We start from the raw sequence: 13,321 nt of genomic DNA, 5'->3' as shown, positions 1-13,321 counted from the left end.
TTAGCAACTTTAATAAAAAACGGCGCGCAATTTACATTGCGCGCCGTTTTTTAAAACTTACTAATTAAGTGAGTTTATTCTGCTTCCGGCAGGTTACGGCCGTAAAAGATTTCTTGCATTTCACGTGTTAATTTAGAACGAATTGCTTCTTCTTCGTCTTCAGATAAATCACTCGTAGTAACACCAAATAAATAAGTATTTAGGTCTGTTTCTTTTAGCATCATCTTAGTGTGGAACAAGTTTTCTTGATACACATTCACGTCCATCATTTGGTACGCTTCTTTGGTATCTTCGGTCATGTAGTTTTGAATTGAGTTGATCGCGTGATCGATATAGTGCTTAACACCATCTACGTCACGGGTAAAACCACGCACTCGGTAGTCAATTGTTACAACATCTGACTCTAAGCTATGAATTAGGAAGTTTAACGCTTTTAATGGCGAAATAATGCCACAGGTTGATACTTCGATATCGGCACGGAAAGTACAAATACCATCATCAGGGTGAGCTTCAGGATAGGTATGAACGCAGATGTGGCTTTTATCTAAATGAGCAACAACTGTTTCAGGTAATGGTCCTGGTGCTTCATCAACTTCATAAGTTTGCTGCTGCTCAATTGGCTCTTCTGAGATCAGAATTGTTACACTAGCACCTTGAGGATCGTAATCTTGACGCGAAACATTTAAAATATTCGCACCGATAATGTCTACTACTTCACCTAAAATATCGGTTAGTCGATCAGCACTGTACTGTTCGTCGATATATTCAATATATTCTTTACGTTGTTGCTCAGTCTTTGCATAGCAAATATCGTAAATACTAAAGCTTAAACTTTTGGTTAAGTTATTAAAGCCATGAAGTTTAATTTTATCGAAGGGTTTGTTCATGATAAACCAACCTATAAACAAGTGAAATCTGCCAGAGCAGAATGAAAAGTTCGCGGATTTTATACGAATTTCACCTCAGGAAAAAGCGTTATTTTCCCTGTTCTTGTATAACTTCGTGTGTGTGGGTAATTTCTACTGTTTTATCAAGCATTAATGCTACTGAACAATACTTCTCTGCAGATAGTTGAACGGCACGCGCAAGGTGCTTTTCTGAAACGTTATCGCCAGTCACAACAAAGTGTAAGTTAATCTTAGTGAATACTCGCGGAGCGGACTCTGCGCGTTCAGCACTCAGTTGCACTTGCACATCTGAAAACTGTTGTTTAGCTTTTTTTAGAATACTGACTACATCAACCGATGAACAGCAGCCAACTGACATTAATACCATTTCCATTGGGCTTGGTGCGGCGCTATCGCTACCAGCATCAAACACAACATTGTGACCAGAATTAGAACGCCCTAAAAAAGTATCGCCTTCAACCCATTTCACATTCGCTTGCATTTTATTACTCTCAAAGAAGTTATTTCCTTGATTGTAAGGAAGTCACACGCAGTTGCAAATTAAAAACGATAATTGGAATGATCAGGCACTTTCGACAACTGCGCTATCAAAGAGGTTTTTTACCAATGCGGCAAATTCATCGATAAATGCATGTTGCTCTATTGTCACTTGATTACTGGTGACGCTGCTGAGGACTTCTTGTAAGTCGTATACAATGCCATCTACTTCACGCACGATTTGACTACGTTGTTCAGTAGAAAGCTCTGTGTGTTGCTGGCATAACAACATGACATTTTCAGCAATATCATCTTCTATTAGCTCCATAATAGTAGGAGCGCCTGGTTTTATTTCGCCGGACTTCTCAAATAATGCTAAATTTTGAGTAAGATACATGATGAGGTCATCATATCCTTGCCTATCTAAAACCATAATTATCCACACCTAATTAAAACGACTGTATTGATTTAAGCAGAAAGCGCTTTTAATTGCTACCTTTGAGCATTAACCAATACAAAAAAAGCAGCCTTGGCTGCTTTTTTAGTTATTTATTACTATTTGACCAAAATCGATTAATCGATTTTTAAGCCAGGGCTTAATGTTGCTGGCATTGTTACTTTTTCAAGTTCAACAGAGGCAACTGGGTATGCGCAATAATCAGCTGCATAGTAAGCACTTGCACGATGATTACCTGATGCACCAATACCACCAAAAGGAGCTGCACTTGAGGCACCGGTGATTGGGCGGTTCCAGTTAACAATACCAGCACGGATACGACGTAAAAAATGGTCGTAATCTGCCGCATTATCACTGAGTAAACCCGCAGACAAACCAAAGCTGGTATCGTTGGCTTTATCAATCGCACTATCAAAATCTGTAAAGCGGAATACTTTTAATAGTGGACCAAAGTGCTCTTCATCTGGGAAGTTAGCAACATCTGTACACTCAATAATACCAGGCGTTACAAAACCTGTATTTTCAGTATGCTTAAGCTCAACCAATACTTCAGCACCAAGCTCAACGAGTTGTTGCTGTGCTTTTACCATACCAGCGGCCGCAGCTGATGAGATCATCGAGCCCATAAACGGTTGCTCTACATCATCGTAGTTGCCCACTTTGATGGCTTTAGTCGCGGTAATTAAACCGGCTAAAATAGCATCGCCTTGCTCACCTGCTGGTAAAAACAGCTTGCGTGCACAGGTACATCGTTGGCCACTTGAGATAAATGCTGATTGAATAATATCGTGAATAACGGCTTTAGTATCAGCAACATCAGTAATAATCAGTGGATTGTTACCACCCATTTCTAATGCTAAGATTTTACCTGGTTGACCGGCAAACTGCTCATGCAGAATATGGCCTGTGCGTGATGAACCGGTAAAGAATAAGCCATCAATACCTTTGTGAGCAGCAAGAGCCTTACCTGTGGCTACTTCGCCTTGTACTAGGTTAATAACCCCTGCTGGTAAACCTGCTTTTTCCCATAACTTAAGCGTTAGCTCAGCAACAGCTGGAGTTAGCTCCGATGGTTTAAACACCACGGTATTGCCCGCCAAAAGTGCAGGCACAATATGGCCATTAGGTAAATGACCAGGGAAGTTATAAGGGCCAAATACCGCCACTACACCATGTGGTTTATGGCGGATCATTGCACGACCTTGCGGCATTGGGTTTTCTACGTCGCCAGTGCGCTCTAAAAATGCTTTTTCAGAGATAGCTATTTTACCGACCATAGCACCCGCTTCAGTGCGAGTTTCCCATAACGGCTTACCCGTTTCTTGGGCTATTACAACAGCAAGCTCTTCGCTGTGCTCTTTTAGGGTTTCGGCAAAAGTTTTTACAATCGCTAAACGTTCTGCAAATGATTTATCAGCCCAGCTATAAAATGCTGCACGCGCAGAGTTAACAGCGGTGTCTACTTGCTCACTGGTGGCTGAGTTTGCTTGCCAAATAATTTCGTTATTGGCTGGGTTTACTGAATTAAATGCATCGCCTAGGCCTTGCGACCATTGACCATTAATAAATTGTGCAGGATGAGTCATGTACTTTCTCCTAAATTATATACGTGTTGCGGTAACTATATCGCCAGCTTGTAAGTGCAGTGCATCGGCCATTGCCTGTGGCAAAGTCAACTCAGAGCTTGTTTCATCAAGGTTTAGTTGTGCAACGGTTGCTCTAAAATCATTGAGTTTGTCATTCGCTAGCATGATAGCCGTCTCGCCGCTGTTTTCACCGATTTTTACGGTAAAGTTTTTGGCATTACGAATAGTTGCAATATTATCTACTTTTGCTTCTACCGTTGGGCCAGCATCAAAAATGTCAACGTAGCCATTAAAGGTGAAGCCTTCTTTTTTCAGTAGTTCAATCGCAGGGCGCGTATTATTGTGCACCTTGCCGATCACGGCTTGCGCCTCTTTACTTAATAAGTTGACGTAAATTGGGTACTTTGGCATTAGTTCAGCAATAAACACTTTTTGGCCGATACCGGTTAAGTAATCAGCTGTTGGAAAATCCATCGAGAAAAAGTGTTCTTCTAACCATTGCCAAAATGGACTACTGCCGTGTTCGTTAGAAACACCGCGCATTTCTGCAATTACGGTTTCAGCAAAGCGTTCTTGGTGCTGCTTGATAAACATAAAACGTGCTTTTGAAAGCAGCTTACCGTTATTATTTTTACGGTAACCATCTTTTAAAAACAGCGTACAAAGCTCAGTTGCTCCAGTGTAATCATTACACAAGGTTAAAATATCAACCGCTTTATAAACATTCAATGTACGAGATGAATGAATAGCTTTACTTAAATGATAGTGATAAAACGCATCATCTAAACCAACCGCAGCTTCAATTGCTGAAGTACCGACTACTTCACCTGTTTCGCTATCTTCAAGAACAAACAAGTAACCTTCATCACCCGGATGAGATGCACTTTTTGCGAATGAGCTTATTGAATGAGCTATCTTCTTTTGTAATAACTCTTCGTTATTAGGTAAAGAGGTAAAACCATGTCCTGATTCGTGGGCAATTTTCAATAAAGCTGGGTAATCACATTGCTGGATTGGGCGAAGGATCATCATGAGTCCGCTTGCTCCCTTATAAATAACGGTAAATTAAGAATATTAGGGCAAGCTTGCTACTTGCCCTTATTATGATTAGAGGTGTTGATTAACCGTTCACAACGTTGGCTACGGCTTTTTCAAAGCGTGCCATCCCTTCACGGATATCCGCTTCAGGGATCACTAAAGATGGAGTAAAACGCACCACATCGGCACCCGCGACTAACGACATCACACCCTCAGCGGTTCCTGCTACTAAAAACTCTTTAGCACGACCTTTAAACTGCTCATTAACCACAGCACCAATTAATAAACCTTGACCACGAATTTCCGAGAAAACGTTGTACTTATCGTTAATTGCAGTTAGTAATTCATTAAACAATGCTGACTTTGCTTTTACGCCAGCTAATACTTCTGGTGTATTCACAGTATCAAAGGCTGCTTCACCAACAGCACATGCCAACGGATTGCCGCCATAAGTAGAACCATGAGTACCGACTTTAAGGTGCTTAGCAATCTCTGTCGTGGTGATCATTGCACCAATTGGAAAACCGCCGCCAAGTGCTTTTGCAGTAGTTAAAATATCAGGTACTACATTTAACCCTTGGTATGCGTAAAGATCGCCAGTACGACCGACACCAGTTTGTACTTCATCAAAAATAAGCAATGCGTTATGTTTAGTACATAACTGGCGTACACCTTGAGCAAACTCGTCAGTAGCAGAGATAATGCCGCCTTCACCTTGTAATGGCTCCATCATTACCGCACATGTGTTATCAGAGATTAGTGCTTCAAATGCGGCTAAATCGTTATAGTCACAATGTACGATATCTCCCGGCTTAGGACCAAAACCATCAGAGTAAGCAGCTTGACCGCCCACGGTTACAGTAAAGAATGTACGGCCATGGAAACCTTTATTGAAAGCGATGATTTGCGATTTTTGCTCACCAAAATTTTCAAGCGCAACACGACGCGCTAATTTTAGTGCGCCTTCATTTGCTTCTGCGCCTGAGTTGGCGAAATATACTTTTTCAGCAAATGTAGCATCTACCAATTTTTTAGCTAAACGAAGTGCTGGCTCATTAGTCATTACATTTGATAGGTGCCAGATTTTTTCGCCTTGCTCTTTTAATGCTTTAACCAATGCTGGATGACAATGACCTAGACAGTTAACAGCGATACCACCGGCAAAATCGATATATTCACGACCTTGCTGATCCCATACACGTGAGCCTTCGCCACGAACAGGAATAACGCTTGAAGGTGCGTAGTTAGGAACCATTACTTGATCAAATAATTCGCGATTGACTGTCATTTTATATCCTCTTAATTGTGATCCTACAGAAAGTTTAAAAAATAGGCTTGATGATAGACTGTTGTACCATCTCCTTTGGCGTAAATCAGCATAGCTCACATCGCCAAAAAATACTCTCTGGTTCAATTTTCAGATAATCATTATTTCAGAGTTTTTCGTTATTGTCTCTTATAAAACTTTCATGTAGCCCTTGTTATTAAAGGCTTTGAGATATAATTTCAGAGATAGTGAATAACTATCTGAATAACGAATTATGGGGTTGTTTATTCTATATCGCTGCCCCACCACCCACCAGGCAGAGCTTTGCAAGATAAAATATGGGTAAGAGTAGATATTAATGATGAATGAATAGTCGTAAAAAAATTAACAAAAAATTTATGAAATAAGGGCGTGTTGACCTTTCAGGATTAAAATTTGTTCAAATTAGGGGCGATTTAATCACGGCGCGAGATTTGTAACCTAGTGGGCTAAGTAAAAATTGAGCAAAGCTTCCGCGTCCTGCTCACGCCCCTTACTTACATCCATGTAAGTAACAAAGAGTTAATCGCCCCTAGGAAGAACCCTTCGGGCAGCGCGTGTTTGGCATTGATGCTGCGTTATCGCCTATTTATGGGGAACAACCACACTACATAGGCTCTGCCTTGCCTAAATACCAAACACACTGCTGCAAATTCAACCTCGAAAGATAAACACGCCCTAGTCAATTTTAATATGAAAGTGCTGCAAATTGGTTTTTTCAAGCTGCTCTAGTTCCTGTTTTGATAACCCAACGTAATCAAACCAGAGTGATTTTTCATCACTTTCCACCAGCTGATGTTCGCTCAAAGTAACACATTGACTATAACAACGTGCCTTTTGCATTAACATCGCTAATGGCAATAGTGAATCCCCTTTGGACACACCATTAATCAACTGCGATAACACAGCATTAAAAGGTAAATACCGAAACGCCATTTTATCAATCACCGTCGCCGTGACTTTTAGCGCATGCTGATTAAGTAAAGTACTTAAAAATAACGGATCAGGTTTTAACTCTAACAATGCGGTGTGAAGATCTTTATGTTGGTCTTCTCGGGCAAGGGTTACTTTGCGCTGCCACACTCGTTCGAATGTACGTAAATAGAGTCGAATCAAAGCTATCTTGCCAACATCGAGTAACATACCCAAAGTAAATGCATGTACTTCATTAATACCATTGAGCTTAGCCAACTCTTGCGCCGCAATCGCGCAAGCCATTGAGTTATCGCGTAGGCGACGCTTCAATAATGGAAATGGTTCGGTGCTGTGTGGCATCCAATGACGTACCGCAAAGGTAGGCACTACAAACTGTAAGTTGTCTAAACCAATATAACGCAGAGCTAAAGAGGGATTATCAACTTTTACCGAAGTATGTTTATTGCGCTGCGCGCGATAATAAGGCAAATTCACAAAAGCAACTAACTCACGTCCTAACCAAGTTAAATCTTTAACTAATGGCTCAAGGCGCCCTACCGATGCTGATTTTACCGCAAGTATGTCTAAAATCGCGGGGACATTATCTTCAATACCAATGGTTTCATGTAGTACCGTATCAATATCGGCTAACTGCTTGTTCATGGCGGTATCAATAACTTGATGTAACTGCTGGCTGGCTTGAGCGCGGTACTTATGATGCGAAGTACTGGAGAGTTTACGTATTTTTTGCGCAGCAACTTCAACCTCAAGTAAGGTGCGCTGCTTCATCGCCTCACCATAATTTATATCTAGAGTATGAATATAGCCAATTTGACGTTGCGCAAAGCTATGTCCAAGCAACAAATCATGGGCTCGTTGCTCTAATGCCTTAGCTGTCCTTTGTTGGCGTATTTCATCTGTCATTAATAGTTATCTTTTATAAATAAATTAAGGGAAGCTACTACGTTTGTTAGCATAAGCCTAGAACCGAGTTAAAAAGTTAGCAAGTAATTCAAGTCCTCGCTGCGTTAAAATTGCCTCTGGGTGAAATTGTACCCCCTCTAACGCTAAGCTATTATGAACTAAGCCCATTATTTCATCTAACTGGCCACTTTCAGTTTCGGTCCAAGCGGTGATCTGCAACTCATCAGGAATGCTATCTTGTTCAACAACCAACGAATGATAACGGCAAACTGTTAATGGATTTGGTAAGCCGGCAAATACACCTTGATTAGCATGATAAATTGGCGATGTTTTGCCATGCATCACTTGCTTTGCCCTAACAATGTTCGCACCTAATGCTTGTGCTATTGTTTGATGACCTAAACAAATACCTAAAATTGGAAATTGACCTTTTAGTTGCTCAATAAGCTCCAAAGATATACCCGCTTCATTTGGTGAGCATGGGCCGGGAGATATCACGATATGCTGAGGGTTTAACTGGGCAATTTGACTAACCGAGATCTCATCATTGCGCTTTACTAGCACCTCTTGATCTAAACGTTGAAAATACTGTACCAAATTGTAGGTAAACGAGTCGTAGTTATCGATCATTAAAAGCATGTAATAAAGCACTCAAAATAGAAATTGTTTGCAGGCAACTGCCTGCGTTCATATTCTAACTTAAGCCCGCACGAGTGTCAGTGTTTTGTATTCAGGCAAAGGGAAATTACTTTAATAACGATAATACTGAGATTGATGTTGATTTATTTTAAATCAGCCCAAGCTCTATTGTATTGGCAAAACGCCTCAGAGCATTTAATTTGACTAAAACCCATGCGTGTTTATCTATCGAGATTAATATGTAACACGCTTTAATAAGGAGCGACCTATGTTAGGCGAAGATCATTCATTAACTAAAGATTTCCCTGAATACCAAAGCACAATCACTAAGCTCAACACTGATAATGAAGAGTTCGCGGCAAGGGCAAAGCAATACAATGCAATTGATAAAGAAATCCGTGTCCTGGAGTTACAAGATGCCCCTATTGATGATGAAGCAATGCATCAATTAAAACACGATAGAATGGCATTAAAAGATTGGCTCCATCAGCAATTAGCTGATGCTGCCAACTAATAATTATATTATATATATCTGGCGCTTATTTAAAACTAAGCGCCAGCACTGAGCGTTAACTCCCTTTCACTCATCCTATTTGCCTAAAATTACATCCATTATGGTGCAAAAGCATTGCTATTCGTTTAGCTTAGAGACAAGCTATCTTTATCTAAGTTAAATAACATTATATTTTATGTGCAAATACATACTCTCGATTGACCAAGGAACGACGAGCTCTCGCGCCATCTTATACACCAAAGATGCCGAGGTTTTTGGCACAGCCCAACAAACTTTCCCGCAGCACTTTGTGCAAAATGGTTGGGTTGAACACGATCCTGTAGATATTTGGCAAACCGTATTAGCGAGCGTTAAAAACGTATTGGCGCAGCAACGGGTAACGGCTGCCGACATTATTGCCATAGGCATTGCTAATCAACGAGAAACCACCTTAGTGTGGAGTAAAAAAACCGGGCAACCTATTTACAACGCGATTGTGTGGCAAGACCGACGCACTAGCCAGTACTGTGATAGTTTGCGCGATGCTGGGCACAGTAAAACCGTCAATGATAAAACCGGCTTATTACTCGATCCGTACTTTTCTGCCACCAAAATTCGTTGGATCTTAGATAACGTCACTGGCGCTAAAGAGCAAGCACAAGCAGATGAGCTGGCGTTTGGTACGGTAGACACCTACTTACTATGGCAATTAACCGATGGTAAAGTACACAAAACCGATGCAACCAATGCCTCTCGCACATTACTGTTTAACATTCACCAGCAATGCTGGGATGAAGACTTACTCGCCTTATTTGATATTCCAGCCTCGATGCTACCTGAAGTAATGGACTCAGCGGCTGACTTTGGTGTTACTAGCAGCGAGTTATTTGGTGGTGAAATTCCAATTAGCGGCATAGCGGGTGATCAGCAAGCCGCTTTAATTGGCCAAGCTTGTTTTGAAGAAGGTATGGCAAAAAGCACCTACGGAACAGGCTGTTTTTTAATGCTTAACACCGGCGATAAAGCACTAAAGTCAAACAATCGCTTATTAACCACCATCGCATATAGACTTAACGGCAAACCTACGTATGCCATTGAAGGCAGTATTTTTATGGCAGGTGCCACCATGCAGTGGATTGTAGAGGGCTTGAAATTATTAGAAAGCGCGGGAGAAAGTGAAGCCCTCGTCAAAGGTGTTCCCTTAGATCATGGGGTATTTTTAGTGCCCTCTTTTACAGGTTTAGGCGCTCCCTATTGGGATGCCAATGCCCGAGGTGCTATTTTAGGGCTTACTCGAGATTCAGGTATTAGTACGATTGTCGCTGCAGCTTTGCAATCAGTGGGTTATCAAACTAAAGATTTACAAAAAGCGATGGAAGGGGATGGCTTGCGCCCCAGCATCTTGCGCGTTGACGGCGGTATGGCTAATAATAATTGGGCTATGGAGTTTTTAGCTAATATTTTAGGTGCGAGTGTTGAGCGGCCCACCTTAACCGAAACCACCTCGCTTGGCGTCGCCTATTTAGCAGGCCTGCAAAGTGGTGTTTATGAATCAACAGCGCAACTGGCAACTATGTGGCGATGTGACCGCCGCTTTGAGCCAACAATGAGCAGCGATGAGCGTAACGATTTATATGCAAAATGGCTACATTGTATTGCGCAAGTGACGCTTGCTAATAATCCGCAGAATGACGGCTAATCGCGTTAATATAATCTGGCATTAACAACTAACTTTAAGGTTCACCCGTGCAGTTACTCGATAACGAATATGATTTACTTGTCATTGGCGGTGGCATTAATGGTGCTGGTATTGCAGCAGATGCAAGTGGTAGAGGCTTGAAAGTATTATTGTGTGAGCAAGACGATTTAGCCTCAGCCACCTCATCAAACAGCAGTAAGCTTATTCATGGCGGGCTGCGCTATTTAGAGCACTATCAATTTAGGTTAGTAAAAGAAGCATTGCTAGAGCGTGAAGTGTTATTAAAAAAAGCACCGCATATTATTTGGCCGCTCTCGTTTAGGCTTCCTCATCAGTCACATTTGCGGCCGCCATGGATGATCCGCCTAGGATTATTTATTTACGACCATCTAGGAAAACGAGACACGCTACCCGCTTCCAAGTCGATTATTTTCACAAAAGACAGTGTGCTAAATGCATCAATTACACAAGGGTTTGAATATGCTGATGGCTGGGTAGATGACGCGCGTTTAGTGATCTTAAACGCCCTTGCCGCCGAACAACACGGAGCAACCATAGCAACACGTACTCGTTGTATAAAGGCACAGCGCAATATTGAACATTGGGATGTAACTCTAGCGCAACAAACGACCCAGCAGCAACTACAAATCAAAGCCAAATGCATTGTTAATGCCGCAGGCCCTTGGGTTGCTTCATTGTTTGATAATGTATTTATTCAGCCATCACCACAGCATATTCGCTTAGTCAAAGGCAGCCATATCGTGGTGCCACGTATTCATCACGAGCCATGTGCCTATATTCTCCAAAATGAAGATCAACGTATTGTTTTTGTCATTCCCTTTGAAGATGACTATTCTCTCATTGGCACTACTGATGAAGAATATACCGGCAACATTAAAGATGTAAAAATTAGCAAACAAGAAATTAGTTACTTAATCAATATTACTAATCATTACTTTAAAACTCCGATTGAAGCGACTGATATAGTACATACATTCAGTGGCGTACGGCCATTACTCGATGACCACTCAGCAGATGCTCAAGCTGTAACCCGCGATTATAAGCTGATATTAAATAATGATGATAATCAGGCTGCTTTGTTAAGTGTGTTTGGCGGAAAAATAACTACTTATCGAAAACTGGCAGAAAATGCTGTGGACAAACTCGCGCTATTTTATCCTCATATGACTGAAGCGTGGACAAAAAGCGCGCCGTTACCAGGCGGAGATTTTAGTGAAAAAGCGACGTTAATAACGCAACTACAAGTAAAATACAATTGGTTGCCTGAGTTATTATTAAATAGGCTGGTACGCTCCTATGGCACGCTAACTAATGCACTGCTAGGTAATTGCAGTGCATTGGTTGACTTAGGTTGTCATTTTGGCCATGGTCTATACGCTCAAGAAGTCGATTACCTAATTGCCAAAGAGTGGGCAAAAACCAGCGATGACATATTGTGGCGTAGAACAAAGCTCGGGCTACGCTTTAGTAAAGCGCAAGTCACCGCTTTAGATAACTACTTGCGCACCTTAAATTACTAACTACACATTAAGAAGCTGCAATAAAATGCTCATTTAAGGCTGCTTTTTCAATACTAGATAAAGCTTGCTTAGCTTTAGCGGCAAAGTCGTAACGTACCAGCACTGTTTTACCGATTGCGCAGCATTTATCTTGCTGCCACGCCTCTTGGCGAAGCACAAATGAGCTGCTGCCAATATGCTCTACCGATGTTTTAATACTTACTTCATGCGAGTAAAACAACTCACCTACAAACGACACCTCAATTTTAGCAATAATAAGCTTCCAATCGTGAGGATTTAAATCGGGGGTAAAAAATTTAAAAATAGGTGCACGTGCGGCTTCAAACCAAACAGGGAGTACGGTATTGTTGATGTGTCCGAGTGCATCCGTTTCGCTAAAGCGCGGCATCACTTTTTCAGTAAACATAATAATCCAATAATAATTAAACAGGTAACTCATGACGGACTTTATCCGCGTGTATGACAACGCGCTCAGTAATGACTTTTGCGATAACTTTATCACCACCTTTTCGCAAAGCCCGCATATAAAACAAGGGATGACATCAGGCGGCATAGATCTTAATAAAAAAGATAGCCACGACTTACACTTAAACAATCATCCTGAATACGCTGAGCAATTAAAACATATTCAACAAACTACTGCACAATATGTTTTTAACTACATTGAAGAACATATTTTTATAATGATTGGGGCGTTTGGTTTAAAAGTGTACCACCCCCAAACAGGACAACCTGTTGATTTAACGCAAGCTAATTTTGACGAGGTAGGTAAACCGCAATTACCTTTATTGGTACAGCAAATTTTTCGACTCGGTAATATCCAAGCGCAAAAATACGAAGTTAACAAAGGCGGCTACCCGTATTGGCATAGTGAAGTGTACCCACAGTTACACCATAACGAAGCACTGCATCGAGTATTGTTATTTATGTTTTATTTAAACGATGTTGAAGAAGGCGGTGAAACCGAGTTTTATTATCAAAATCGTAAGATAGCTCCGAAAAAAGGCACTATGGTGATTGCCCCAGGCTACTTTACTCATACTCATCGCGGTAATAAACCTGTGTCGAATGATAAATATATTTTAACGTCGTGGGTGCTGTTTAACCGCGCAGAACAAATATACGGGCAGCCACAGGCCTAAGCGGTAAGCGGTAAGCGGTAAGCGGTAAGCCCAACTGCAAGAAGGCTGGTGTGCAAAAAGTGCATTGAAAATTGTGATCGAACGATTGATCTCGCAATTCAATGCAATGCAGGATCCCTATATCAAACGCATTTTCAGCGCTACCAGAGATGGTATGCGGCATTATTTTTATCTAGTTATATTTTTATAAACAACA

Annotated in this window: 13 protein-coding genes; 4 read left to right on the top strand and 9 right to left on the bottom strand. The window is 41.3% G+C overall.

The features are described from left to right. Positions 1-74 precede the first annotated feature (74 nt). From speD to H5186_RS10070, 8 genes are all read right to left on the bottom strand, one after another. On the bottom strand, positions 75-887 hold the full coding sequence (gene speD / locus H5186_RS10105) for an adenosylmethionine decarboxylase (protein WP_145238045.1): 813 nt from the start codon (positions 885-887) through the stop codon (positions 75-77). Positions 888-975: 88 nt separating this feature from the next. Then, a complete protein-coding gene (locus tag H5186_RS10100) occupies positions 976-1,389 on the bottom strand; it encodes an OsmC family protein (protein WP_145238042.1) in 414 nt (137 codons plus the stop codon). Between the two features lie 81 nt (positions 1,390-1,470). After that, positions 1,471-1,818, bottom strand: coding sequence for a DUF3802 family protein (locus H5186_RS10095; RefSeq protein WP_149980484.1), 348 nt, complete (start codon positions 1,816-1,818; stop codon positions 1,471-1,473). A 140-nt stretch (positions 1,819-1,958) separates the two neighbouring features. Beyond that, complete coding sequence (gene astD / locus H5186_RS10090; protein WP_182794430.1) at positions 1,959-3,428, bottom strand: succinylglutamate-semialdehyde dehydrogenase; 1,470 nt, start codon at positions 3,426-3,428, stop codon at positions 1,959-1,961. Positions 3,429-3,443: 15 nt separating this feature from the next. Next, positions 3,444-4,460: an arginine N-succinyltransferase gene (gene astA / locus H5186_RS10085; protein ID WP_145238033.1), complete on the bottom strand. Its 1,017-nt coding sequence runs from the start codon at positions 4,458-4,460 to the stop codon at positions 3,444-3,446. Positions 4,461-4,548: 88 nt separating this feature from the next. After that, the gene (locus H5186_RS10080) at positions 4,549-5,754 is read right to left on the bottom strand and encodes an aspartate aminotransferase family protein (protein ID WP_149980483.1); all 1,206 of its coding nucleotides are present in this window, start codon (positions 5,752-5,754) and stop codon (positions 4,549-4,551) included. 696 nt (positions 5,755-6,450) lie between these two features. Then, the gene (locus H5186_RS10075; RefSeq protein WP_145238027.1) at positions 6,451-7,611 is read right to left on the bottom strand and encodes an HDOD domain-containing protein; all 1,161 of its coding nucleotides are present in this window, start codon (positions 7,609-7,611) and stop codon (positions 6,451-6,453) included. Positions 7,612-7,668: 57 nt separating this feature from the next. Next, on the bottom strand, positions 7,669-8,250 hold the full coding sequence (locus H5186_RS10070; protein ID WP_182718914.1) for an aminodeoxychorismate/anthranilate synthase component II: 582 nt from the start codon (positions 8,248-8,250) through the stop codon (positions 7,669-7,671). Between the two features lie 268 nt (positions 8,251-8,518). On the opposite strand from H5186_RS10070, the gene H5186_RS10065 reads away from it, so the two are divergent. From H5186_RS10065 to glpD, 3 genes are all read left to right on the top strand, one after another. Further along, the gene (locus H5186_RS10065) at positions 8,519-8,764 is read left to right on the top strand and encodes a YdcH family protein (protein ID WP_145238021.1); all 246 of its coding nucleotides are present in this window, start codon (positions 8,519-8,521) and stop codon (positions 8,762-8,764) included. A gap of 175 nt (positions 8,765-8,939) precedes the next feature. Beyond that, positions 8,940-10,442 (top strand): glycerol kinase GlpK, encoded by a 1,503-nt coding sequence (glpK, locus tag H5186_RS10060; RefSeq protein WP_182718913.1) that lies wholly within the window; start codon positions 8,940-8,942, stop codon positions 10,440-10,442. A gap of 47 nt (positions 10,443-10,489) precedes the next feature. Next, a complete protein-coding gene (glpD, locus tag H5186_RS10055) occupies positions 10,490-11,983 on the top strand; it encodes a glycerol-3-phosphate dehydrogenase (protein WP_182794429.1) in 1,494 nt (497 codons plus the stop codon). A gap of 7 nt (positions 11,984-11,990) precedes the next feature. On the opposite strand, the gene H5186_RS10050 is transcribed toward glpD, so the two are convergent. Next, complete coding sequence (locus H5186_RS10050; RefSeq protein WP_182718911.1) at positions 11,991-12,389, bottom strand: thioesterase family protein; 399 nt, start codon at positions 12,387-12,389, stop codon at positions 11,991-11,993. A 31-nt stretch (positions 12,390-12,420) separates the two neighbouring features. Here H5186_RS10050 and H5186_RS10045 point away from each other — a divergent pair, with 31 nt between their 5' ends. Continuing rightward, entirely contained in the window at positions 12,421-13,125 is a 705-nt protein-coding gene (locus H5186_RS10045; protein WP_145238009.1) for a 2OG-Fe(II) oxygenase, read from the top strand. Positions 13,126-13,321: the final 196 nt, after the last annotated feature.

Origin of the sequence: Pseudoalteromonas sp. SG41-2, from assembly GCF_014164535.1 — a bacterium.
Lineage (GTDB): Bacteria > Pseudomonadota > Gammaproteobacteria > Enterobacterales > Alteromonadaceae > Pseudoalteromonas > Pseudoalteromonas rhizosphaerae.
This window is presented reverse-complemented; position numbering and strand designations above follow the sequence as displayed.